The sequence below is a fragment of the Streptomyces sp. V4I8 genome (genome assembly GCF_041261225.1).
Classification (GTDB): Bacteria; Actinomycetota; Actinomycetes; order Streptomycetales; family Streptomycetaceae; genus Streptomyces.
In genome coordinates, this window is sequence record NZ_JBGCCN010000001.1 from 1,111,161 (window position 1) to 1,135,119 (window position 23,959).

General features: G+C 70.9%; 23 protein-coding genes. 16 read left to right on the top strand and 7 right to left on the bottom strand.

What is annotated here, in order from left to right; genetic code table 11:
• Positions 1 to 14: 14 nt before the first annotated feature.
• From ABIE67_RS05105 to ABIE67_RS05115, 3 genes are all read right to left on the bottom strand, one after another.
• Positions 15 to 302: an ArsR family transcriptional regulator gene (locus ABIE67_RS05105; RefSeq protein WP_370253795.1), complete on the bottom strand. Its 288-nt coding sequence runs from the start codon at positions 300 to 302 to the stop codon at positions 15 to 17.
• Positions 303 to 516: 214 nt separating this feature from the next.
• Positions 517 to 2,085, bottom strand: coding sequence for an arabinogalactan endo-beta-1,4-galactanase (locus ABIE67_RS05110; protein ID WP_370253799.1), 1,569 nt, complete (start codon positions 2,083 to 2,085; stop codon positions 517 to 519).
• 113 nt (positions 2,086 to 2,198) lie between these two features.
• Positions 2,199 to 4,220 (bottom strand): beta-galactosidase, encoded by a 2,022-nt coding sequence (locus ABIE67_RS05115; protein ID WP_370253806.1) that lies wholly within the window; start codon positions 4,218 to 4,220, stop codon positions 2,199 to 2,201.
• Between the two features lie 183 nt (positions 4,221 to 4,403).
• On the opposite strand from ABIE67_RS05115, the gene ABIE67_RS05120 reads away from it, so the two are divergent.
• The 7 genes from ABIE67_RS05120 to ABIE67_RS05150 all read left to right on the top strand — a co-directional run bounded on the left by ABIE67_RS05120 (position 4,404) and on the right by ABIE67_RS05150 (position 10,998).
• Complete coding sequence (locus ABIE67_RS05120; RefSeq protein ID WP_370253811.1) at positions 4,404 to 5,732, top strand: extracellular solute-binding protein; 1,329 nt, start codon at positions 4,404 to 4,406, stop codon at positions 5,730 to 5,732.
• A complete protein-coding gene (locus ABIE67_RS05125) occupies positions 5,729 to 6,652 on the top strand; it encodes a carbohydrate ABC transporter permease (protein ID WP_370253816.1) in 924 nt (307 codons plus the stop codon). Before ABIE67_RS05120 ends, ABIE67_RS05125 begins: the two co-directional genes overlap by 4 nt.
• Positions 6,649 to 7,557, top strand: a complete 909-nt coding sequence (locus ABIE67_RS05130) for a carbohydrate ABC transporter permease (RefSeq protein WP_370253820.1) — start codon at positions 6,649 to 6,651, stop codon at positions 7,555 to 7,557. Before ABIE67_RS05125 ends, ABIE67_RS05130 begins: the two co-directional genes overlap by 4 nt.
• The gene (locus tag ABIE67_RS05135; RefSeq protein WP_370253825.1) at positions 7,554 to 8,585 is read left to right on the top strand and encodes a LacI family DNA-binding transcriptional regulator; all 1,032 of its coding nucleotides are present in this window, start codon (positions 7,554 to 7,556) and stop codon (positions 8,583 to 8,585) included. The genes ABIE67_RS05130 and ABIE67_RS05135 overlap by 4 nt, the downstream gene beginning before the upstream one ends.
• 164 nt (positions 8,586 to 8,749) lie before the next feature.
• Positions 8,750 to 9,100, top strand: a complete 351-nt coding sequence (locus ABIE67_RS05140; protein ID WP_370253828.1) for a VOC family protein — start codon at positions 8,750 to 8,752, stop codon at positions 9,098 to 9,100.
• A 76-nt stretch (positions 9,101 to 9,176) separates the two neighbouring features.
• Complete coding sequence (locus tag ABIE67_RS05145) at positions 9,177 to 9,566, top strand: MarR family winged helix-turn-helix transcriptional regulator (RefSeq protein WP_370253833.1); 390 nt, start codon at positions 9,177 to 9,179, stop codon at positions 9,564 to 9,566.
• Positions 9,567 to 9,813: 247 nt separating this feature from the next.
• Positions 9,814 to 10,998 (top strand): IS701 family transposase, encoded by a 1,185-nt coding sequence (locus ABIE67_RS05150; RefSeq protein WP_370252597.1) that lies wholly within the window; start codon positions 9,814 to 9,816, stop codon positions 10,996 to 10,998.
• 162 nt (positions 10,999 to 11,160) lie between these two features.
• On the opposite strand, the gene ABIE67_RS05155 is transcribed toward ABIE67_RS05150, so the two are convergent.
• Together ABIE67_RS05155 and ABIE67_RS05160 are read right to left on the bottom strand one after the other, a co-directional pair.
• Positions 11,161 to 12,012 carry an MBL fold metallo-hydrolase gene (locus tag ABIE67_RS05155; protein WP_370253838.1) on the bottom strand — a complete coding sequence of 284 codons (852 nt, stop codon included), beginning with the start codon at positions 12,010 to 12,012 and terminating at the stop codon, positions 11,161 to 11,163.
• Positions 12,013 to 12,202: 190 nt separating this feature from the next.
• Positions 12,203 to 13,057 carry a LysR family transcriptional regulator gene (locus ABIE67_RS05160; RefSeq protein WP_370253842.1) on the bottom strand — a complete coding sequence of 285 codons (855 nt, stop codon included), beginning with the start codon at positions 13,055 to 13,057 and terminating at the stop codon, positions 12,203 to 12,205.
• A 311-nt stretch (positions 13,058 to 13,368) separates the two neighbouring features.
• On the opposite strand from ABIE67_RS05160, the gene ABIE67_RS05165 reads away from it, so the two are divergent.
• Genes ABIE67_RS05165 through ABIE67_RS05205 form a run of 9 tightly spaced genes read left to right on the top strand, consistent with a single transcriptional unit; the run spans position 13,369 to position 22,081 of the window.
• Complete coding sequence (locus ABIE67_RS05165) at positions 13,369 to 14,058, top strand: alpha/beta hydrolase (RefSeq protein WP_370253847.1); 690 nt, start codon at positions 13,369 to 13,371, stop codon at positions 14,056 to 14,058.
• Positions 14,055 to 14,894, top strand: coding sequence for a sulfurtransferase (locus ABIE67_RS05170; RefSeq protein WP_370253852.1), 840 nt, complete (start codon positions 14,055 to 14,057; stop codon positions 14,892 to 14,894). The genes ABIE67_RS05165 and ABIE67_RS05170 overlap by 4 nt, the downstream gene beginning before the upstream one ends.
• Entirely contained in the window at positions 14,891 to 15,745 is an 855-nt protein-coding gene (locus ABIE67_RS05175; protein ID WP_370253855.1) for an ABC transporter permease, read from the top strand. The genes ABIE67_RS05170 and ABIE67_RS05175 overlap by 4 nt, the downstream gene beginning before the upstream one ends.
• Before the next feature lie 5 nt (positions 15,746 to 15,750).
• Complete coding sequence (locus ABIE67_RS05180; protein WP_370253858.1) at positions 15,751 to 16,467, top strand: ABC transporter ATP-binding protein; 717 nt, start codon at positions 15,751 to 15,753, stop codon at positions 16,465 to 16,467.
• Entirely contained in the window at positions 16,464 to 17,435 is a 972-nt protein-coding gene (locus tag ABIE67_RS05185) for an ABC transporter substrate-binding protein (protein WP_370253860.1), read from the top strand. Before ABIE67_RS05180 ends, ABIE67_RS05185 begins: the two co-directional genes overlap by 4 nt.
• Before the next feature lie 51 nt (positions 17,436 to 17,486).
• The gene (locus ABIE67_RS05190; protein WP_370253864.1) at positions 17,487 to 18,587 is read left to right on the top strand and encodes an LLM class flavin-dependent oxidoreductase; all 1,101 of its coding nucleotides are present in this window, start codon (positions 17,487 to 17,489) and stop codon (positions 18,585 to 18,587) included.
• Between the two features lie 10 nt (positions 18,588 to 18,597).
• Complete coding sequence (locus ABIE67_RS05195) at positions 18,598 to 19,605, top strand: ABC transporter substrate-binding protein (protein ID WP_370253868.1); 1,008 nt, start codon at positions 18,598 to 18,600, stop codon at positions 19,603 to 19,605.
• On the top strand, positions 19,602 to 20,708 hold the full coding sequence (locus tag ABIE67_RS05200) for an acyl-CoA dehydrogenase family protein (protein WP_370253871.1): 1,107 nt from the start codon (positions 19,602 to 19,604) through the stop codon (positions 20,706 to 20,708). The genes ABIE67_RS05195 and ABIE67_RS05200 overlap by 4 nt, the downstream gene beginning before the upstream one ends.
• Positions 20,705 to 22,081, top strand: coding sequence for an FAD-binding oxidoreductase (locus ABIE67_RS05205; protein WP_370253874.1), 1,377 nt, complete (start codon positions 20,705 to 20,707; stop codon positions 22,079 to 22,081). The genes ABIE67_RS05200 and ABIE67_RS05205 overlap by 4 nt, the downstream gene beginning before the upstream one ends.
• A gap of 62 nt (positions 22,082 to 22,143) precedes the next feature.
• Here ABIE67_RS05205 and ABIE67_RS05210 read toward each other — a convergent pair whose 3' ends face one another.
• Entirely contained in the window at positions 22,144 to 22,545 is a 402-nt protein-coding gene (locus ABIE67_RS05210) for an SseB family protein (RefSeq protein ID WP_370253878.1), read from the bottom strand.
• Positions 22,546 to 22,694: 149 nt separating this feature from the next.
• On the bottom strand, positions 22,695 to 23,936 hold the full coding sequence (locus ABIE67_RS05215) for an acyl-CoA dehydrogenase family protein (protein ID WP_370253881.1): 1,242 nt from the start codon (positions 23,934 to 23,936) through the stop codon (positions 22,695 to 22,697).
• Positions 23,937 to 23,959 lie beyond the last annotated feature (23 nt).

A 23,959-nucleotide genomic window follows, 5' to 3' on the forward strand; every position in this document is an offset into this window, starting at 1 on the left:
GCTGTCGGACCTCCCTACCAGCCCTTCTCGAACATGCGGGCGACCTCGGCGATCCGCATGTCGTCGCGGCGGTAGTACAGGCGCCGCCGGATCCGCTTGGTACGCAGCAGGCCGATGTCCACGAGCAGGCCGAGGTGTGTCTCCGCGACCTTGCGCGGCACGCCCAGCTTGGCAGCCACGGCGTCCGCGGTGACGCCGTCCTCGGCCGGGTCGCCCTGCCGCTGATTCGGGAAGTGCGCGAGCGGATCCTTCAGCCATTCCAGGATGTCCAGGCGCCTTGCGCTGATGGGAGTCCTCAGCATCTCGTCTCCCCTCCATCGGGCCGCGTCGTAACGCGTCTTCCCACTGTCCCGCAGTCGAAGCCGCCGTGTCCCGGACAATTCGGCGCTTGTCCGGTACCGAACGGCCGTACGACACAAGGCCGTTCGGTACCGGACGCGCCGGAGCCCGGCCGCAGAAGCGCGGCCGGGCTCCCGTCGTCGCGGACTCAGCGGACTGAGGCGGAGTCACGCGTGCTCACCGGTGGCTGAACCACGCCATCGACGAGAGCGCCTTGTCGTCGTAGCCGAACAGCGCCTGGTTCTCCCAGCCGTTGCCGGAGGAGGCGTCGGTCGGGTCCCAGCCGTTGCCGGAGACGGCGGTCCAGGTCGCCTCCCAGTAGAAGACGCCGAGGCCACGGCCGTTCGGGACGGCCTCCACGATGCTGGCCACATCGTTCATCCAGCGGCGCTGCCCGGCCGTGTTCGCCGGGTAGCCGGAGACCAGCTCACCGGTGGTGTTGATGATCTCCTCGTGCGAGTCCTCGCTGTCCAGACGGAACGGGTACGCCGTCTCGGCGACGAAGACCGGCTTGCCGTAGCGGGCGGCCGCGTCGTCCAGGGTCGTCTGGAAGTCGTAGAGCGAGCCGTGCCAGTAGCCGTAGTAGGACAGGCCGATCGCGTCGAACTTCACGCCGTTGGAGACCGCGCTGTCGAACCACCAGCGGGTGCCGGACAGGTCGCCGCCCTTGGCGAGATGCAGCGCGACCGTGGTGGACGAGTTGACCGCCTTGACCGCGTCGTAGCCCGAGTTGAGCAGACCGGCGAGCTGCGACCAGTTGCTCGTGGAGCCCTCGTTCCACAGCATGCCGCCGTTGATCTCATTGCCCACCTGGACCATGTCGGCGGTGGTGCCTTGAGCCTTCAACGCGTTCAACACGTCGTACGTGTGGTTGTACACGTCGGTCCTGAGTTGGCTGTACGAGTGGCCCGCCCAGGCGGCCGGCTTGTTCTGGGCGCCCGGGTCGGCCCAGGTGTCCGAGTAGTGGAAGTCGACCAGCAGCTTCATGCCGGCCGCCTTGACGCGCTTGGCCATGGCGAGGACGCGCGTCTTGTTGTTGTAGCCGTCGGCCGGGTTGACCCAGACCTTCAGGCGCGCGTAGTTCATGCCGGCGTTCTTCAGGATGGTGACCGGGTCGCCGGTGGTGCCGGAACCGGTCCTGTAGACGCCACCCTTGGCCTCGCTCTTGGCGAGGGAGGAGATGTCGGCACCGTGGATCGACGTGCCGCCCGTGCCGGACGCGAAGGTCAGGTCGTCGACATTGATCCAGTTGCCGGCGTTCGCGTCACTGTTGATGCTGATGGTGCACTGGTTGTTGGTCACATTGACCGGCACGACGATACGGATCCAGCCGCTCGCCGAGACCGGGAGGTCGGTGCGCTGTTCCGTGCCACCGCAGTTCTTCAGTGCTATGTACGCCGAGTTCTGGCCACCGCCGGAGCGGACCCATGCGGTGAGCTTGTAGTTCCCGTTGGTCAGCCCGGACAGGTACTGGTACGTCTCCACCTTGTAGGCCGAGGACGCGTAGTGGGTCAGGCGGTAACTCCCGCCGTGGCCACCGGACTCGGTGAAGGAGGCGGAGTTCTGTCCGGCCGCCGAGTAGGTGGACCAGCCGGCCGGGGTGGCGGTACCGGTGCCGTCCGACTCGAAGCCGCCGTTGGTGAGCGTGCTCGCCGCCGAGGCGGTCTGCGCGGGCAGGGCGGTGAGGGCGAGTCCGGCTGCGAGCGGCAGCAGCAGGGCTCGGAGGGTGCGTCTGGGATGGAACATCGTCGTCCGTCGTCCCTTCGACGTAAGGGGGTTGGGGGTGCCCCTCACCTGGGCGGTGAGGAGAGCCCCTCCGCCCGCGGCTCGTGGCACGCGCGGACGGAGGGGGAGTCGGCTCAGCCGTCGAGTCGTACGACCCGGACGGCTCCCGCGGGGACCTCGATACGGCCCGCGGCGCGTTCACCGGTCAGCAGTTCGGTGCCGGGTGCCTCCAGCGGCACCTTGGCGTCCGACGCGGTGTGGTTGAGGGCGAACAGGTAGCTGCCCGACTCGCCGGCGCGTCGCACGACCTCGACATCGTGGGGCAGGTCGACACGCGGGGCGACCTGCGCGTCCTCGATCGCCCAGCCCAGCAGCGCGTCGAGGCCATCGGCACCCAGGCGGGTGGACACGTACCAGGCGGTGCCCTCTCCGAGGCGGTGCCGGGTGACGGCCGGGTGACCGGCGGTCAGTCCGTCGGCGTACGTCCAGACGGTCTCGGCGCCGCGCGGGACGACGAACTCGGTCCACACGTCGCCGCTGAGCTCGGAGCCGTCCGGGCCGGTGACGCGCACCAGCTGGTCCGGGAGCAGTGGCGAGAACTCCTCGATCGTCAGGCCGAGGACGTCCCGCAGCGGGCCGGGGTAGGCGCCCTCGTGCACGGCGTCGTGCTCGTCGACGATGCCGGAGAAGTACGACACGACGAGGGTGCCGCCGTGCTCGACGTACCGGCGCAGATTGCGGCCGGCCGCCTCCGTCATCAGGTACAGCGCGGGTACGACGACAAGGGGATAGGCCGACAAGTCGGCTTCCGGGTGGGCGAAGTCGACCGTGAGGTGGCGGTCGTAGAGCACCTCGTAGAAGGCGTCGGCGCGCTCGCGCGGGTCGTGGTCCTCGCTGGGGCGCCAGTCGAGGTTCTGCGCCCACCAGGAGTGCCAGTCCCACAGCATGGCCACATCGGCCTGGGTGCGGGTGCCCCGCACGGTGCTCAACGAGTCGAGGGCGGAGCCGAGTTCGACGACCTCGCGCCACACGCGCGTGTCGGTGCCGCCGTGCGGGACCATCGCCGAGTGGAACTTCTCGGCGCCGCGCCGGGACTGCCGCCACTGGAAGAACATGGCGCCCTCGGAGCCGCGCGCGACATGGGCGAGGGAGTTGCGGGCCATCTGTCCGGGAGCCTTGGCGGGGTTGCGGGCCTGCCAGTTGACGCCGGAGGTGGAGTGCTCCAGGAGGATCCAGGGCGCTCCCCCGGCCACCGAGCGGGTGAGGTCGGCGGCCATGGCCAGGTTGACGTGGGTGCGGCGGCCGTCGGTCATCAGGTAGTGGTCGTTGGTGACGAGGTCGACCTCGCGGCCCCAGGCCCAGTAGTCGACGGAGTCGCACTGACTGAGGGCGGTCATGAAGTTGGTGGTGACCGGGACGCCGGGCGAGAGGCGGTGCAGGATGTCCCGCTCCATACGGAAGTTCTCGCGCATGGTGGCGTCGGCGAACCGCTTGTAGTCCAGCGCCTGGGCCGGGTTGACGGCCGTGGGGGTCGCGCGCGGCGGGTTGATCTGCTCGAAGTCGGCATAGCGCTGGCCCCAGAAGGCGGTGCCCCAGGCCTCGTTGACCGCGTCGACCGTCTGGTACGTCGACTCCAGCCAGCGGCGGAAGTGCGCGGCGCAGGAGTCGCAGTAGCAGGCGGAGACGGGGACGCCGTACTCGTTGTGCACGTGCCACATCGCGAGCGCCGGGTGGTCGCCGTAGCGCTCGGCGAGCCGGGTCGCGATGCTCGCGGCGGCCGCGCGGTAGTCGGCGTTGCTGTGACAGATGGCGGCGCGGGAGCCGAACTCGTAGCGCACACCCTCCGCCGTCACGGGCAGGGCCTCGGGGTGGGCGCGGTAGAACCAGACCGGCGGGCAGACGGTGGGCGTGCCCAGGTCGACGCGGATGCCGTTCTCGTGCAGCAGGTCGAACAGGCGGTCCAGCCAGCCGAAGTCGTACACACCGGGTGAGGGCTCCAGCAGGGCCCAGGAGAAGATCCCGACGCTCACCATCGTGACGCCGGCCTCCCGCATCAGCCGGACGTCCTCCTGCCAGACGCTTTCCGGCCACTGCTCGGGGTTGTAGTCCCCACCGAAGGCGAGCCTGGTGAGGCCCCTGGGGGTGGTCTCCGGCATGGATCTCTCCCGTTTGGTCGATCATTTGGGAACGTGCACACACTTGATCGGCGGTGCGAGCCCAACATAACCGCACAGCAACAACCATTGACAAGTGTCCGGGATGTTTCTCTACTGTGAACGCTCACAGAAGCATGGCGGGCCCTCGCAGCAGGCTGGGGCCCCAGGTCAGGGGAGAGATCCATGCCCATCACGAAGCGTCGGCGACTCGTTTTCAGAACTGCGGCCAGCTGTGTCGCCGCCGCCCTCGGCGCCACCGCCCTCGCCGCCTGCGGCTCCGAAGACGCCGGGGAGGACTCCTCGGGGCCGGTCTCGCTGACGTACTGGACCTGGACGCCCGGCATGGACAAGGTCGTCGACCTGTGGAACAAGGGCCAGGGCAAGAAGGACCAGATCACGGTCACGGTGAAGAAGCAGGCGTCCGGCGACACGCTGGTCACCAAGATCCTCACCGCGCACAAGGCCGGCAAGGCCCCGGATCTCGTCCAGGCCGAGTACCAGGCGCTGCCGACGCTGGTCAGCAATGACGCGGTCGCGGACATAGCGAGCGAGGTCGGCGACGCGAAGGGCAAGTTCGCCGAGGGGGTGTGGCAGCAGACCACGCTGGGCACGGACGCGGTCTACGCGGTCCCGCAGGACATCGGGCCGATGATGTTCTACTACCGCCAGGACCTCTTCAAGAAGTACGGCCTGACGGTCCCGAGCACCTGGGAGGAGTTCGCCGAGACCGCCCGCGCGCTGAAGAAGAAGTCCCCTGACACGGACCTGACCACCTTCTCCGCCAACGACTCCGGCCTCTTCGCGGGTCTCGCCCAGCAGGCCGGCGCCAAGTGGTGGACGACCTCCGGCGACAAGTGGAAGGTCGGCATCGACGACGCCGCCTCCCAGAAGGTCGCCGAGTTCTGGGGCGGCCTCGTCAAGGAGGGCGCCGTCGACGACCAGCCGATGTACACGCCGGCCTGGAACAAGGCGCTCAATACGGGCAAGCAGATCGCCTGGGTCAGCGCCGTGTGGGCCCCGGGCACCCTGACCACGGCCGCGCCCGACACCAAGGGCAAGTGGGCCATGGCCCCGCTCCCCCAGTGGTCGCAGTCGGAGAACGTCACCGGCAGCTGGGGCGGCTCCTCCACCGCCGTCACCACCGACTCCAAGAACAAGGCGGCCGCCGCGAAGTTCGCCGCCTGGCTGAACACCGACGGCGACGCCCTGAACGCGCTGGCCAAGGAGAGCGGTATCTACCCGGCCTCCACCTCGGCCCAGCTCAGCGGCGCCTTCACCACACCGCCGGACTACTTCTCCAACCAGCCCGACTTCTACGCGAAGGCCGCCGAGATCGCCGAGTCCACGGCTCCGTCGGCCTGGGGCCCGAACGTGAACGTCGCCTACACCACCTTCAAGGACGCCTTCGGCAAGGCCGCCAAGGACAAGTCGGACTTCGTCGCCGCCCTGAAGACCATGCAGGACGACACGGTCGCCGACCTCGAGAAGCAGGGCTTCGAGGTCGCCGAGTGACCAGCACAAGCCGGAGGGCGTACGGGGTGAAGGGGGCCCCGTACGCCTTCCTCCTCCCCGCAACACTCCTCTTCCTGCTGTTCTTCGCCCTGCCCATCGGCTACGCGATCTGGCTCAGCTTCCACAAAGTGAAGGTCTCCGGGCTCGGGCTCGGTGCCGGCGCCCGCAAGGAGGTCTGGGCCGGGCTGGAGAACTACACCGACGCCCTCACCGACAACGAGCTGGTCGACGGCGCGCTGCGGGTGCTCGGCTACGGCTGCATCGTCGTGCCGGTGATGCTCGGGCTCGCCCTCCTCTTCGCCCTGCTCCTCGACTCCGACAAGGTGCGGCTCGCGCCCTTCACCCGGCTCGCGATCTTCCTGCCGTACGCCATCCCCGGCGTCGTGGCCGCGCTGCTGTGGGGCTTCCTGTACCTGCCAGACGTCAGCCCCTTCTACTACGTGCTCGAGAAGCTGGGCATGCCGCAGCCCGACCTGCTGGACGGCGGGCCGCTGTACCTGGCCCTCTCCAACATCGCGGTCTGGGGCGGCACCGGCTTCAACATGATCGTCATCTACACCTCGCTGCAGGCGATCCCGGCCGAGGTGTACGAGGCGGCCAAGCTGGACGGCGCCACGCCGCTGCAGATCGCGCTGAGGATCAAGATCCCGATGGTGGCGCCCTCGCTGGTGCTGACCTTCTTCTTCTCGATCATCGCCACGCTCCAGGTGTTCAGCGAGCCGACCACCCTCAAGCCGCTCACCAACTCCGTGTCCACGACCTGGAGTCCGCTGATGAAGGTGTACCAGGACGCCTTCGGCAAGGGCGACATCTACGCGGCGGCCGCCCAGGCCACGATCATCGCCCTCGCGACCCTGCTGCTGTCCTTCGGCTTCCTGCGGGCCGCGAACCGTCGCAACAAGCAGGAGGCAGCACGATGAGTTCTCTTGCCGTCGGCAAGGCCGACACCGCCGCCGGCACCACACCCGGCACCGTCCAGAACCGGCCGCCGCTGCGCCGCCGGATCGCACTGATCCCGACGGTCACGCTGCTGCTCGGCGCGCTCTACTGCCTGCTGCCCGTGGCCTGGGTGGTGATCGCGGCGACCAAGTCCGGCAGTGAGCTGTTCTCCACGTTCACCTTCCTGCCGGGCACCGGCTTCGCCGACAACTTCTCGGACCTGAGCGCCTACCGCGACGGTGTGTACTGGGAGTGGATGGGCAACTCCGCCCTGTACGCCGGTCTCGGCGCCCTGCTGTCGACGGTCGTCTCGGCGTTCAGCGGCTACGCGCTGGCGATCTACCGCTTCCGCGGCCGCGAGACGCTCTTCAACGTGCTGCTGGCGGGGGTACTGATGCCGCCGGTCATCCTCGCCATTCCGCAGTACCTGCTGCTGGCGAAGGTCGACCTCACGGACTCCTACCTGGGGGTGCTGCTGCCGCAGCTCCTCTCGCCGTACGGCGTCTACCTGTCGCGGATCTACGCGGCCGCCGCCGTCCCGGCCGACGTGGTGGAGGCCGGGCGCATGGACGGGGCGAGCGAGTGGCGGATCTTCACGCGGGTCGCGCTGCCGATGATGGTGCCCGGCATGGTGACGGTGTTCCTCTTCCAGTTCGTGGCGATCTGGAACAACTTCCTGCTGCCGTACATCATGCTCAGCGACGACGAGAAGTTCCCGATCACGCTGGGCCTGTTCACGCTCCTCGAACAGGGCGCCAACACGCCCGCGCTGTACACACTGGTGATCACCGGCGCGTTCCTCGCGGTCATTCCGCTGGTGGTGCTCTTCCTGGTCGTCCAGCGGTTCTGGAGCCTGGATCTGCTCTCCGGGGCCGTAAAGTCATGACCATGAGCAACACGGGGGGCCGACGCAAGCCGCCGACGATCCACGACGTGGCGCGCGAGGCCGGAGTCTCACGGGGCACGGTCTCGCGGGTGCTCAACGGCGGGCACTACGTCAGCCCGACCGCCCAGGAGGCGGTCAACGCGGCGATCCGCAAGACGGGTTACGTCGTCAACCGGCACGCCCGCTCGCTGATCACGGGACGTTCGGACTCGATCGGCTTTCTGCTGACCGAGCCGCAGGAGCGGTTCTTCGAGGACCCCAACTTCAACGTCCTGCTCAGCGGCTGCACGCAGGCGCTCGCGGCGCACGACATCCCGCTGCTGCTGATGCTGGCGGGCACGCCGGACGAACGACGGCGCATAACGCGGTACATCACGGCGGGACACGTCGACGGGGTGCTGCTGGTGTCCAGCCACTCCGGGGACCCGGTGGCCGACGAACTGCGCGAGGCGGGCGTGCCCCTCGTCCAGTGCGGCAAGCCCATGGGGCTCGGCTCCAAGGTGAGTTACGTTGCGGCGGACGACCGGGACGGCGCCCGTGACATGGTGCGCCACCTGCTGTCTCTGGGCCGGCGCCGGGTCGGCGTGGTGAGCGGCCCGCTGGACACCCCGGGCGGTGTCGATCGCCTCGCCGGCTACAAGGAGGTGCTCACCGAGGCGGGCGTCGAGATCGACGAGCGGCTCATCGTCTCCGGCGACTACAGCCGGGCCAGCGGCGAGGCGGGCACCGAGCGGCTACTGGCGCAGGCCCCGGACATGGACGCCTTGTTCGTGGCCTCCGACCTGATGGCGCAGGGCGCCCTGACGGCGCTGCACCGGTCAGGCCGCCGGGTGCCCGAGGACGTGTCCGTGGGCGGCTTCGACGACTCCAGCGCGGCGACGGAGGCCACGCCCGCGCTCACTACGGTGCGCCAGCCCTACGACCGCATCAGCGCCGAGATGGTGCGGTTGCTGCTCGCGCAGATCGGCGGTGAGGACCCGGCGGCGGTGATCCTGCCGACGGAGCTGGTGAAGCGGGAGTCGACGTAACGGCGTGAGCGGGCCTCCAGGGCGCGCCACACGGCGATCCAGCCGTGGGCGCGCCCTCGGTGTGCGACCGGTCAGGATTCAAGAAGCCCCGGCCCCCTCCCCCGCCCTAGCGTGAAACCACCGACGAAAACCCGTCGGCGCACACTTCACGCAAGGAGTACGCCATGACTGCCGGAGTCAACACGATCATCTACCCCGTCAAGGACCTGGACCGGACGAAGGCCCTGTTCAAGGCCCTGCTGGGCACGGAACCGTATGCCGACGAGCCGTACTACGTCGGCTTCAACGACGCCGGACAGGACGTCGGCCTGGACCCCAACGGCCACGCGAAGGGCATGACCGGCCCGGTCCCCTACTGGCACGTCGACGACATCAGGGCGACCCTCGCGGTCCTGCTGGAGACCGGCGCCGAGACGCTGCAGGACGTGCACGACGTCGGTGGCGGCAGGCTCATCGCCTCCGTGAAGGACACGGACGGCAATCTCGTGGGGCTGCTCCAGGACCCGACCGACTGAGAGCCTGCGCGGAACTCATTGCGCACGCACTAGTTGCACAGTCAACAAATGGCTGAATCGGTGCTACCGTGCCGGTATGGCAGTGAAGACGGCCGATGCCGGACTCGAGGACCGCTGGCGGGACATCCTCTCCGTACACGCGCGCACGATGACCGAGATCGATCGCGTACTACACCCGCACGGCCTCGGCGCGAGCGACTTCGAGGTGCTCGACATCCTCGCGTCGGCGACGCCCGGGGAGGGCGAACAGTGCCGGGTGCAGAACCTGGTCGGACGGGTGCATCTCAGCCAGAGCGCCCTGTCCCGGCTCATCGGGCGACTGGAGAAGGACGGCCTGGTGGAGCGTTCCGTCTGCGCGGAGGACCGGCGCGGCGTGTACGTCGCCCTCACCCGCAAGGGCCGTGATCTGCACACGGAGGTCCTGCCGCTCCAGCGCGCCGTGCTGGCCCGGATGCTGAACGGCTGAGGCCGGACAGGGCCTGGGCCGTGTCCGCAAAGTCCCGCCTGCCCCGCGACGCCTGGCACGCACTCTCGCCGCACCGAGCGACAGCCCAAGTACGTCCAGTACGAGGGCTTCCGCCCGGCACGCCGAGAGCACACACCAGACGTCGCGGGGCCCGCCCTCCGGGCGGACGACGGGACTTTGCGGACACGGCCTAGTACTGCAACGGTCTTTGCCGTGACTGCTGGCCAGTTCAGTCGTTGGTGTTGTTATGGGTGGGGACCTTGCTGGTGTCAGGTTGTGGGCGGGGGAACTGGGTGCTCTGCATGAGCGGTTCGTGCACCGGTTCAACCGGGAGGAGCCGCGTCAGTCGGCGCTGGCTTACATGCGTGGGCTGGTTGCGCCGCTGGAGCGGAAGAACGGCTGGACGCTGGCGGAGGAGGCCGGGCATACGGGTCCCGATCGCATCCACCGGCTGCTGAACCGGATCGAGTGGGACGCCGACGAGGTCCTGGACGACGTACGCGACTACGTCGTGGAACACCTCGCAGACCGCGAGGCCGTCCTGATCGTCGATGACACCGGCTTTCTGAAGAAGGGCGTCCGTTCGGCCGGGGTGCAAAGGCAGTACTCCGGAACGGCCGGCCGCACCGAGAACTGCCAGATCGGTGTGTTCCTCGCCTACGCCACCGGCCGTGGACGCACTCTGATCGACCGCCGTCTGTATCTGCCCACCTCCTGGACGGATGACCGGGAACGGTGCCGGCGGGCGGGCATCGACGACAGTGTCGCCTTCGAGACGAAGGTGGCCATGGCCAAGGCGATGGTCCGCCGGGCCATCGCCGACCGTATCCCGTTCGGCTGGGTGACGGCGGACGCCGCCTACGGCTTCAGCAAGGGCTGGCGGTTCGAGCTGGAACAGGCGGATGTCTTCCACGTCATGGCCACCACCCGGCACGACACCGTCGTCACCCGCTGGTCCATCGACCACCCCGTCCACGACCTGTTTCCCGGCCTGCCGCGGCAGAAATGGAAACGCCGTTCCTGCGGTGAAGGAGCCCACGGCCGGCGGATCTTCGACTGGGCCCGCGTCGAGGTGCGGCCCTGGCACCGCGAGGACCGCCGGCACTGGGTCCTCGCCCGCCGCAGCGTGAGCAGGCCCGAGGAGATCTCCTACTACATCGCCTACTGTCCCGCCGACACGACGCTGGACGAGCTGATCCGCATCGCGGGCAGCCGATGGGCAGTCGAGGAATGCTTCCAGACCGCGAAGCAGGAGTGCGGCCTGGACGACTACCAGGTCCGCCGCTACCCGGGCTGGCACCGCCACATGACCCTGGCCATGGCCGCCCACGCCTGTCTGACTGTCCTGCGGGCCCGCCAGCTCGACACGGACAAAGCAGAAACGGATCCTCCCAGCTCATCCACCTCAGCCTCGCCGAGATCCGACGCCTGATCACCCGCCTCACCAACCGCCGCCCCACCCCGGCCGACCACATCCTGCACTGGTCAACCTGGCGCCGACGACGCCAGCACCAAGCCCGCATCAGCCACTACAAACGACGCGGACACAGCCCCTGAAAACTGCCCAGCAATCAGAACAAGCACCGTTGCAGTACTAGAGCACGAACCCGGCCCCGTCCGGCAGCACTTCGACGCCCGCCTCGGCCACCCGTGCGCAAGCCGCCGAGGCGGGGTCGAGCAGCGGGTTGGTGTCGGCCAGGTGGGTGTAGATCCGGCGGGCGTGCGGGTGCCGGACCAGGGCGGCGAGGCTGCCGGACGGCCCCGCGACGGGCAGATGGCGGCCGTCCCGTGCCGACTCCTCCGGGGCGTAATGCGTGCCGTCCAGGACGACGCAGTCCGCCGTCTCGATCAGGTCGTCCAGCACCGGGGGCCAGGTGCGCACGCGGGGCGCGTACACCAGGACGCCTCCGGTGGCCAGGTCCTCGATGCGGTACGCCGTCACCCAGCGGTCGTCCGACGCCCGGCCCGGTACGTACGCCGGCGCCTCGCCCGCCACGGGGTGCGCCGTGACGACCAGGCCGCCGGCCAGCACGAACCCGCCCTCCGCCAGACTGTCCGCCCACTCCCACCGGGCGTGGCGGTGGAGGGCCGGCCGCGCCGGGGTCAGGGCGGTGAGCACCGGTGGGGCGGCGTAGGTCTTCAGCCCCGCTGTCCCGCGCAGCACGGCCAGGCCGGCCACGTGATCGGCCTCGGCGTCGGTCAGCAGCACGCCCCGTACCGGAGTGCGCTGGGCGCGGGGCCACAGCGCGGAGGTGGCGGTGAGCTGGGCACGGATGTCCGGCGAGGCGTTCAGCAGCCACCAGTCGCGGGAGTTGCCGGTGACGGCCGCGCATTCCGGGCCGCGGGCGGGCAGCTTGCCGTCACGGGCGGCGGCGCATCCCGCGCAGGCACAGTGCCACCGCGGGAAACCGCCTCCGGCGGCGGTGCCGAGCAGGACGACCCTCACGACGACCCCCCACCCTTTCGCGTCGGCCCTCCCGGCGGGCCCCTCCCGGTGGGATCCCGCCCGGGGGGACCTTCCCGCTCCGCGTGGCGGAAGCACCCCGCGGCAGGGAGCAGTTCCGGCCGACCTTCGCCGACCGCCCGAGGGGGCGCCGGGCAGTCCGCCCTTTCGATCGGCCGGCCGCTCAGGTCGTTCAGCCCTCCCGCAGCAGATCCCGTACGGCGGTGAAGGCGGCCTCCGTGGTGGCCGGGTCCGCGCCGGGGCGGGCGAGGGCGCTCATCGGGATCGGGGTGACGGGCGGCAGGCCCGGGTACGGGGTGAGCCCGTCGGGCCCGGCGCCGACCGACGCGAGCAGGGCCACTCCCTGGCCGGTGCGGGCGATGTCCAGGACGCCCGCGAGGTAGCCGGCGTCGCCGACGACCGTGGCGGGAACCCCGTGCCTGGCGAGGGTGGCGATGGCCCGGCGGCGGATGGCGCAGGGCTCCTCGACGGCGACCAGCGGAACCGGAGCGGGCGCGGGCGGGGGCACCCAGCCGGGGACGGCGTGCCAGGTGAGCGGGAGGCCGCCGACGGGTGTGCCCTCGGTGGCGGCGGCCTCGGTGACGTACACCGCCACATCGACGCTGCCGCGCTCCACGGCCTCGACGAGGCGGGCGGAGCGGTCGATGCGGAAGCGAACCCGGCAGCCGGGCCGTACCTCCTGGACGGCGGCGGTCAACCGGGGCAGGAACTGGTCGGCGGCGTGCTCGGTGGAGCCGACGGTCACGGTGTCGGCGTCGGCGTCGAGGAGGGTGCGCACGGCCTCGTCGTGGACGGCGAGGATGCGGCGCGCCTGCTCCAGCAGCACGCGTCCCTCGGGGGTGAACCGGGTGCCCCGGCCCTCGCGTTCGACGACCGGTCGCCCCAGGGTCTTCTCCAGTCTGCGGACGTGCTGGCTGACCGCGGACTGGCTGAGGGCGAGGACCCGGGCGGCGCGGTGGAAGCCGCCGCAGTCGGCCACCGCGGTCAGGCTGCGCAGGGCCACGATGTCCAGGACGGGTTGGGGCATGCCGTGACAGTAGCCGCCGAAGAGGATCGATCGCGATTCCTGATCGGTTTCGATGCGGAATCATCGTTGGACGTGGCCCGCAGCCGCCGGTCATGATGAACGCATGTTGCACGCGACCGCTTCCGCTGCCCTTCTGACGCAGCGCCGAGTCATCGACTTCGGCGTGGCGTGCAGCGCGCGTTGTCGCTGATCCCCCACCGGCTTTCCGCCGTCTCCTGAGCTGATCACGTCCGCTTTCACTGACACGTGACAGCCGCTCTCCTCTGCCTTTTTCTCGCTGCCCCCTTCCCTGAAACGGGAGTTTCCCCCTCATGCCCTCATCCTTTTCCTGGGACGAACCCGAAGGTCTCGCCGCGCGCGGCACGCTGATCGTGCTGGCCGGGCGGGGCGAGCACGGCGGTGTGTACGAGCGGTTCGGCCGCCGACTCGCCTTCGACGCCTACAAGGTGCGCGCCCTCGGTGACGCGAGCGCCGACCCGTCCGTCCTCGACGAGGCCGCCAAGCTGCTCGCCGACGAGTCGTTGCCCGGCCCCAAGGTGCTGGTCGGTTCGGACACCGGCGCGCTGTACGCGGCCGGGCTTGCCGCCGAGCAGCCGTCGGGCGTCGCCGCCCTGATCCTGGTCGGGCTTCCCACCGGGCCCTGGACGTCCGGGAGTTGGGAGACCGAGGTCGAGGCCCGCACCGCCTGCCCCACCCACCAGGGCCGGCTGACGAACGACCCCGGGTTCCGGCGGGGCGCGCTCTCGGACGCCGTGCCCGGCCCCCGGCTCGAGCGCGTGACCGTCCCGGTCCTGGCCCTGCACGGCAAGGACGACGTGGTCAGCCCGGTCGGCAAGGCTCTGGACGCCTATGGCGACGCGCGCACCGTGCTCTTCAACGGTGGCCGGCACGACGTCCTCAACGACGCCCTGCACCGCACCGCCGCCGCCACGGTCGTCCTCTTCCTGGAGCGCCTGCGCCTGTCCCCCGAGCTGGCGCCGATCGCGGAGGAGCGGGCATGACCGTCACGACCACCGTCACCGAACTCCGCGAGCTGCTCGCCTCCGACGAACCGCCCGCGCTGCTCGACGTCCGCTGGGCACTGGGCGATCCGCATGGCCGGGGGCACCACGCCGAGGGCCACATCCCGGGTGCGGTGTACGTCGACCTGGACACGGAGCTCGCGGCACCGCCGAGCCCGCGGGGCGGTCGGCATCCGCTGCCCTCGATCGGAGAGCTGCAGGAGGCGGCACGCCGCTGGGGCGTACGCCAGGGCCAACACGTCGTCGTCTACGACGACTTGGGCAACACGGCTGCCGCGCGGGCCTGGTGGTTGCTGCGGTACGCGGGGGTGTCAGGGGTGACGCTGCTCGACGGTGCGCTCGGCGCCTGGCGTTCGGCGGGCCTGCCGCTGGAATCGGGGGTGCCGGCCGAGCAGCCGTACGGCGATGTCGTACTGGAAGCGGGCGGGCTGCCGATCACCGACGCCGACGGGGCTGCCCGACTCGCCGCCGAGGGGCTCCTGTTGGACGCGCGGGCGGGCGAGCGGTACCGCGGCGAGGTGGAGCCGGTCGACCCGCGCGCGGGGCACATCCCGGGCGCGGTCTCGGCGCCGACCGGCGAGAACCTCGCGGCGGACGGGACCTTCCTGCCGGCCGGGGACCTGCGCGAGCGGTTCGAGGAGCGAGGTGCCGCCACGGCCGGGCGCATCGGCGTCTACTGCGGCTCCGGCGTCACCGCCGCACACCAGATCGCCGCCCTGGAGATCGCCGGTTTCGCGGCCGTCCTGTTCCCCGGTTCCTGGTCCGCCTGGTCCGCCGACCCCGACCGCCCGGCCGCGAAGGGGAGCCACCCATGACGCCAGAGCCGCTCCAGCTGCCCGCCTTGGCGAAGCCGTCCACCCGGGTCACCATCCGGGGCACCGCCAGGACCGGCCGCCGCTTCACCGTCCCCCGCTCGGTACGCCGGGCCGCAGGCCCCGTGGGCCTCGTCCTCCTCTGGTTCATCACCTCGGCCACCGGTCTGCTCCCGGAGTCCGTGCTGGCCTCCCCCGTGGACGTGATCAAGCAGGCGATCGAACTCACCGGGAACGGCGAACTACCCGGTGCCATCGCCGCCTCGGGCCGCCGCGCCGCCACCGGCTTCCTGATCGGCGCGACGATCGCGCTGAGCCTGTCCCTGCTGGCCGGCCTGTTCCGGCTCGGCGAGGACGTCATCGACTCCTCGATGGGCATGTTCCGGGCGATCCCCTGGGTGGGTCTGATCCCGCTGTTCATCGTCTGGTTCGGCATCGAGGAGACCCCGAAGATCGCACTGGTCGCGCTCGGTGTGACGTACCCGCTGTACTTCAACATCTACGGCGGCATCCGCTCCACCGACGCCCAACTCGTCGAGGCCGCCCGGATGATGGGGCTCGGCCGGCTGGGTCTCGTCACGTACGTGATTCTGCCGAGCGCGCTGCCCGGTGCCCTCGTGGGACTCCGGTACGCGCTGTCCACCGCCTGGCTGGCGCTCGTCTTCGCCGAGCAGATCAACGCGGACGCGGGGCTCGGCTATCTGATGAGCAACGCCCAGCAGTATTTCCGTACGGACGTCATCGTGCTGTGCCTCGCCGTGTACGCACTGCTGGGCCTGGCCTGCGACTTCGCCGTACGGATCCTGTCGCGGCGCCTGCTGACCTGGCGGGCCAACTTCGAGGGTGAGGCGTGAGCGGCATGGCCAACAGCGTGGAAATACGGGGGCTTTCACGGGCCTTCGACGGCAATACGGTGCTGCACGACCTCCATCTCGACATCCGTGAGGGCGAGTTCGTGGCCCTCCTCGGGCACAGCGGCTGCGGCAAGTCCACCCTGCTGCGGATCCTCGCCGGGCTCGACGAGGAGATCGACGGCGAGGTCACCGTGCCCGCGCGGCGCAGTGCCGCCTTCCAGTCGCCGCGGCTGCTGCCCTGGCTGAAGGTGTGGCGCAATGTCGTCCTCGGACTGCCCGGCCGGCCCGACCGGGCCCTCGCCGAGAAGGCACTGGACGAGGTGGGCATCGCCGAGCGGGCCGGCGTCTGGCCCAAGACGCTCTCCGGCGGACAGGCCCAGCGGGTGTCACTGGCCCGGGCGCTCGTCCGCGAACCCGAACTGCTGCTCCTGGACGAGCCGTTCGGCGCGCTGGACGCGCTGACCCGCGGCCGGGTCCAGCAGCTGGTGGCCGAGCTGTGGCAGCGGCACGGCTGCGCGATCCTCCTGGTCACCCATGACGTGGAGGAGGCGCTGCTGCTGGCCGACCGGGTCCTGGTGATGGACGAGGGCCGTATCGCGCACGAGCTGACCGTCGGCCTGCCCCGGCCCCGCGACCTGACCGCCCCCGGCTTCGTCACCCTGCGCGCCCGCCTCCTCGGCTGGCTCGGTGTCACCCGCACCCTGGAAGGAACCCCCTCGTGATACGCAGACTCGCCACCGCCGCCCTCAGCCTCACCACCCTGCTGGCGCTGACGGCCTGCGGCGCGGACTCCTCGGCCGACGCCTCGACCGACGGCGGCCAGGTCACGCTCACCGTCGGCGACCAGGCGAAGACCCTCCAGACGATCGTCGCCGCCTCCGATGCCCTCAAGGGGGCCAAGTACCAGGTGAAGTGGGCCGAGTTCGAGGGCGCCGCACCGCTGTACCAGGCCGTGCAGGCCGGCGCCGCCGACACCGGGTACTCCGCCGACCTTCCGGCCCTTCAGGCACTCAGCGGCGGGGTGCAGGTCAAGAACGTCGCCGCACTCAAGAACGACGGCAGGCATGTCGGCCTCGTCGTCCGCGAGGACTCCGGCATCGACAGCGTGAAGGACCTCAAGGGCCAGAAGGTCGTGGTGTCCTCGGCCAAGGGCAGCGTCTCGGAGTATCTGCTGGCCAACGTGCTGAAGCAGAACGGCCTCAGTTACAAGGACGTCAAGGTCCAGTACCTGCTGCCGACGGACGCACAGGCGGCCTTCGCCTCAGGGAAGATCAAGGTCTGGGCGACCTTCGGTGTCTACCAGGCCGTCGGCCTGGAGCAGGGCGGCAGGCTCCTGGTCGACGGCGGGGACGGCCGGGTCAGCGGCATCGGTTTCATCAACGCCTCCGAGACCGCGCTCGCCGACTCGTCCAAGAAGACCGCGCTGGCCGACTTCCTCAAGCGCCTCGGTACGGCCCTGGAGTGGACGAGCACCCACCAGGACGCGTACGCCGCCGCCATCGAGCAGCGCAACGGCGCCGACGCCTCCGTGGCGAGGACGCTGGCCTCCGCCGCGTACAGCAAGGTCCTGCCGATCACGCCGGGGGTGAACAGGACCGTGCAGGGCGTCGCCGACCTGATGAACGGGATCGGTGTGCTGGAGCCGAACGTCGACGTGGCGGAGTCGGCCGACACGTCCCTTCTCAAGTGACCTACCTCAAGTGATCTTCCTCAAGTGGCCTTCATGACACGGGAGTCGTCCATGCCTGTCGAGTTCATCAGCGCCGTCCACACGGACGCGGGGGCGTCGGGTCCGGCCGCCGCGAGCCGCACCGGCCTCGACGTCGACCATCTGCGCAGGTACGCCCGCGCCCTGGACGACGGCGGCTTCGACCACACGCTGGTCGCCTACCACTCGGCGTCGCCGGACGCCTTCCAGATCGCCCAGTTCGTCGCCACCCACACCGAGCGGATCCGCCCGATCCTGGCCCACCGGCCGGGGGTGATCTTCCCGACGCACGCGGCCCGTGCGCTGGCGACGCTGGACCGGATCAGCGACGGCCGGCTGACCGTGCACATCATCTCCGGCGGCAGCGACGAGGAGCAGCGCCGGGAGGGCGATTACCTCAACAAGGCCGAGCGGTACGAGCGTTCGGACGAATACATCCAGATCCTGCGGAAGGTGTGGCAGGCCGAGGGGCCCGTCTCGCACGAGGGGAGGCACTTCCGGTTCGAGGGCTACTACTCGGATGTAAAGCCGGTGAACGGGCTGGTGCCGATCTCGGTCGGCGGCTCGTCGCAGGACGCCTACCGGGTCGGCGGACAGCAGGGCGACATCTTCGGGCTGTGGGGCGAGCCGCTGAAGGAGACGGCCGAGCAGATCGCCGCCGTCAACGCGGTCGCGGACGCCGCCGGGCGCCCGCACCCCCGTATCTGGGTGTCGTTCCGCCCGATCATCGCGCCCACCGACGAACTGGCCTGGGAGAAGGCGCACCGCACGCTGGGCGTCCTCGCGGACCAGGCGCACAACACCGAGCTGCTGCGGCACTACCGGACCACCGGCCGTCCCGCCAACGTCGGTTCGCAGCGGCTGCTCGACATCGCCGAGCGGGGCGAGGTGCACGACCGCTGCCTGTGGACCGCGCCGGCCGTCGCCACCAACGCCGCCGGCGCCTCCACGGCCCTGGTCGGTTCGCCGGAGACGGTCGCGCGGGCCCTGCTCGACTACGTCGACATCGGCTGCGACCTGCTGTCGATCCGCGGCTACGACCCCCTCAACGACGCCATCGACTACGCCCGTCACGTCCTGCCGCTGGTCCGGCAGGAACTCGCCCACCGCGCCGCCACCACCCACGCAGCCTGATGGAGATCCCGTGTTGTTCCGCCGTTTCCCGCGCACGTCCGCCGCCGTACTCGCCCTGCTCCTGCCGTTCGCGACGGCCTGCGGAGCCGAGGCCGAGGCGGAGTCCCCTTCCTCGGTGGACTCGGTCACCCTGAGAGTCGGCGCCACCGGCTGGAAGACCGAGGAGGCCGTCCTGAAGTACGCCGGCCTCGACGACACCCCGTACGAGGTGAAGTGGAGCCAGTTCCAGGGCGGTGACCAGCAGCTCCAGGCCATCCGGGCCGGAGCCCTTGACCTCGCCTCCTCCAGCGAGATCCCGCCGGTCTTCGCCGCCGCCGACGGCTCACCGAACTTCAAGGTCGTCGCCGTGCAGCGCGGGGCCACCCTGAACCAGGAGGTGGTCGTCCCCAAGGGCTCGAAGGTCACCGACATCACCGGCCTGAAGGGCAGGAAGGTCGGCTACGTCCAGAACACCACCGCCCACTACTTCCTCTACCAACTGCTCCAGCAGGCGGGCCTGAAGTGGTCCGACGTGGACGCCAAACCGCTCCTGCCGAACGACGGGCTGGCCGCGCTGAACGGCGGCAGCATCGACGCCTTCGCGTCGTACGGCACGTCGATCATCACCGCCCACCAGCAGGGCGCGACCACGGTCGGCTCGGGCGAGGACATCCTGTCCGGGAACTTCCTCTGGTCGGCGCGGGACAGCGTGCTGGAGAGCCCGGACCAACGGGCGGCTGTGGCCGACCTGATCGCGCGGATCAGCAAGGCGTACGCCTACGTCCGCGACGGCCACCTGGACGGCTTCGCGAAGATCACCGCCGACGCCACCCACCAGCCCCTCGCCCAGGCGAAGAAGGACCTCGTCGACGCCCAGGCCCAGCGCCCGACCCAGGCGCGGACGGTCGGCGACGACACCATCGCCTCGCAGCAGAAGGTCGCCGACGTCTTCGCCGAACTCGGCGCGCTGAAGGAGCACTTGGACGTGAAGTCGTTCTGGAGCACCACCCTGAACGCCGACCTGAAGAAGGCACCGTGACCGAGCGCATCGCCGAACTGGCCGCCGAGTACGACCGTTCGGCCGCCTTCCCCGCCGAGTCCCTGCGGATCGCGCACGAGGCGGGACTGCTCACCGCGACGATCGGCGAGCGGTACGGCGGCCGGGGCGGGGGCGTCGAGAGGACCGCCCGGATCCTCCACTCGCTGGGGCGGCAGGACCCGTCGGTCGCGCTGATCACGGCGATGACCCTCAACACCCATGCCCGGCAGGCCACCCAGCCGCACTGGCCGGAGGAGCTCTACGCCCGTGTCGTCAAGGAGTCCTTCGCGCGCCCGGTCCTGATCAACCACGCGCGCGTGGAGCCCGAGTTGGGCTCCCCCGCACGGGGCGGTCTGCCCGCCACCCGGGCGCGGCGGACGGCCGACGGGTGGGCGGTCAGCGGCGCCAAGCGGTTCGTGACGGGCGCCGAGGGGCTGGACTGGTTCCTGGTGTGGGCGCACACCGACGAACCGGATCCGCGGGTGGGCACCTTCCTGGTGCCGGGCGGCTCCCCGGGCATCGAGATCACGGGCCGCTGGGACCACTTGGGGCTGCGTGCCAGCGGCAGCCACGACGTGACGTTCCACGAGGTGGAGGTCCCCTATGAGCACGTCATCGGGATCACCGCGCACGGTCCGGCCGCCGAGCAGGACAACCGGGCGGGCGCGGCCCTCCATGTCCCGCTCGCCGCCCTGTACCTGGGCGTCGCCCGCGCCGCCCAGGCGTACTTCCACGCCTTCGCCCGGCAGCGCGTGCCCGCCAACCTCGGTCATCCGGTGGCCCGGACAGAACGTTTCCGCCGCACCGCCGGGGAGATCGAGGTGCTGCTCGCGACCGCGGAGCAACTGGTGTTCGACGGTGCCGCCAAGCTCGACGCGGAAGACACCGCGTACTCCCCCGAACGGGCCCTGGGCGCCCGCGTCCTCGCCGACCGGCACGGCGTGCGAGCCGTCGAGCTGGCCGTACGACTGCTGGGCAACCCGGGGCTGGCCCGCGGCAACCCGCTGGAGCGGCACTTCCGCGACATCCAGTGCGCGCCGGTGCACGCTCCCCAGGAGGACATCTCCCTGCTCGCGATCGGAACGAAGGCACTCACTCCATGACGGCAGCACCCGAGACCACCGTGTCCGGCCGGTTCCTGGGCCTGCTGGCCCGCGATCTGCCCCCGGACCGGCTGACCACCGACCCGGCCGTGCTGGCCGCGCACGCCACCGACCGCTCCGGCACCCGGCCGCGCGGCGAACCACTGGCCGTCGTGCGCGCCCGACGCACCGAGGACGTGACGGTGACGCTGCGGCACGCGCACGCGTTGCGGGTCCCGGTGGTGCCGCGCGGTGCGGGCACCGGGCTGTCGGGCGGGGCGACGGCATCGCAGGGGTCGCTGGTCCTGGACCTGTCGGGGATGAACCGCGTGCTGGAACTGTCGGCGGACGACCAGCTCGCAGTCGTCGAACCCGGGGTGATCACCGCCGACCTGGACCGGGCGGCCGGTGAGCACGGCCTGCGCTACGCGCCCGACCCGGCGAGCGCGGCCCTGTCCACGATCGGCGGGAACATCGCGACGAACGCGGGCGGGCTGCGCTGCGCCAAGTACGGGGTGACCAGGGACAGCGTGCTCGGTCTGGAGGCGGTGCTCGCCGACGGGACGGTGCTCAGGACCGGCCGTCGTACGGTCAAGGGCGTCACCGGATACGACCTCACCGCTCTGCTCACCGGCTCGGAGGGCACCCTCGCGGTGATCACCTCGGCGACCCTGCGGCTGCGGCCGGTGCCGGTGGCGACGGCCACCCTCGCCGCGTACTTCCCCTCCTTCGAGGCGGCCGCGGGGGCCTCGTACGCGATCGGGCGGGCCGGCGTCGAGCCGGCGCTGGCGGAGCTGGTCGACGGCCCCGTGCTGCGGGCGATCGACCCGGCGCTGCGGGAGCGGGGCGCGGCGCTGTTGGTCGTGAGTTGCGACGGGGCGGGCGCGGCGGCCGAAGCCGCGGCGGTCGCCGGGCTGCTCGCCCCGACGGCCACGAGCGTGGAGACCACCGAGGACCCGGCGGAGGCGGAGGCCCTGCTCGCCGCGCGCAGGCTTGCGCTTCCGGCGCTGGAGCGGCTGGGACGCCCGTTGATCGAGGACATCGCGGTCCCACGGTCCCGCCTGGCGGAGGCAGTGCGGGAGATCCGGGCCATTTCCGTACGCCATGACGTGCCCGTCTTCACCATCGCGCACGCGGCCGACGGGAACCTGCATCCGATCATCGTGGTGGACCCCTCCCTGGACCGGCTGCCGGAGGCCGCGTGGGAGGCGGCGGGTGAGATCTTCGCGCTGGCGCTGCGGCTGGGCGGGACGCTGACCGGGGAGCACGGGGTGGGGCTGCTGAAGCGGCAGTGGGTGGCCGACGAGCTCGGGCCGGCGGCGCATGCCGTGCAGCGACGGCTCAAGGAGGCGTTCGATCCGCGCGGGATCCTCAACCCCGGGAAGGCGCTGTGAGCGCGCGAAGGGGATGAGCGGCGGTCGAGTGCCGCTCATCCCCTTTGGCTCGTCCATCGCGCCTAGGGTCGGGCCAGCAAGGTCCGCACGCCCTCCGACGTCAGGGTCAGCGGGTGTGAGGAGCCGGCGTCTATGGTCAGCGCCAGGTCGTCGGCCGGCCACTGCGAGGCGAGTGCGCCCAGCGGTACCAGGCGGTAGCGGGAGATGTAGGGCAGCAGCTCGGCCATCGCGGGCTCGGAGGTGAAGACCGGCACGACCGGCTCGCCGCCCGGCCGTTCGATGACCGGCAGTGCCACGGCGGCCGGGTCGGCGGCGTCCTGTTCGTTGGCGTCGTCGGGCACGGGGACGAGGACGTCGCTGCTCGCGAGCGTGTCCATCGCCGCCATGTCCTCGGTGTTCCCGGCCAGTGCGTCCAGCGCACGGCGGGCCGGTGTGGCGGTGTTGTCGTTCGCTGGTGTCTCCATGACAGATCCCCTGGTAGCGGCGTTCGTGCGGCCCGCCCGGGGCGTGATTCCTCCCCGGTGCGGTCCTGCTCGCGTACCCGATCCGGAGGGGAGCATTCCTGTGACTGTCCAGGGGATCTCAGAAGCGCGCGGGGACACTCGCGGGCCGCTCAGGGGATCAACGGAATGTGCTCGGACGGGAGCCCCATGCGATCGCAGCCGACCCGGCGGGCCAGGGGCTCGGCCATGCTCGGGCCCACGTGGGTCCAGTACGTGGCCGCGTCCCGGAAGTACCGCTGCATCCGCTCGCCGTCGCGCGCGTGCCGGGAGCCGGCGGTGCGGAAGAGGGTGCCCTGGAGGACGTCCCAGGTCATACGGCCGGCGGTCAGGAACATGAGGGCGAGGCGGTTGTCCTCGGCGGTGGTGAAGGGGGCGTCGCCGGTGGCGTTGCGCCGGCAGGTCTCCATCCACTCCTCGGCGGTGCGCTGCAGTGCCGCCTCCGCCGTGTGGATCACGCCGAGGGCCTCGCCCAGGTGCCGCTGGTAGTCGTGGAGCTCGCCCCGGGTGCGGTCGGGTTCGAGGATGAGGGGGCGGTCGGCGACGACCCGGGCGTACTCGTCGGCGGCGGCGTACGCGGTGCCGATCATGATGGCGGCCAGCTCGCCGTGGAAGAAGCTGGGCGCCCGCCCGGCGTACATGGGATTGCCGTGCAGCGCGGAGCCGACGCTGCCGCCCTCGACGGGCAGGTCCAGCAGACTCGCCTCACGGGTGAGGTACGCGGGGATGCGGGCCTGCTCCATGTGGATGCTGTTGGAGCCGCTGCCGCGCAGGCCGAGGACGCCGTGCCAGTCGTCGAGCACCGTCCACACCGAGCGCGGGGCGACCAACAGCACCGGCGGTCCGGGCGGGGCGCCGGGGTGGTCGGGGGCGCGCAGGGTCTGGCCGACGTAGTGGGTGGAGTAGGGGGCACCGGAGGAGTAGGGCCAGGTGCCGTCGAGGACGACATGGCCGTCGCCGTCGGACCGGGCGATGCCGATGGGCGCGACGGTGGACGCGGCGCGGAAGTCGCCGTCGGCGCCGAAGATCTCGTCCTGTGCCTTCTCCTCGAAGAGCGTGGCGACCTGGAGGACGTGGGCGGCGGTGAGCGACAGGGCCCAGCCGGTCGAGGGGCAGCCGCGGGCGATCTCGGTGACGACCCGGTAGAAGGTGGGCAGGCCGAACTCGTAGCCGCCGTACCGGCGCGGCTGGAGGATCCGGTAGAAGCCGGCGCGCAGGAAGTCGTCGTGGGTGTCCTTGGGGTAGTGCGTCAGCCGTTCGGTCTCCGGCTGGCGTTCGAGCAGCACGGGCCGCAGGTTCAGGGCCCGTTCGACGATGTCGGGTTCGGTCAGACCGGGCTCGGGAGCGGCGATCACGATGCCTCCTGACGTGTGGGGCC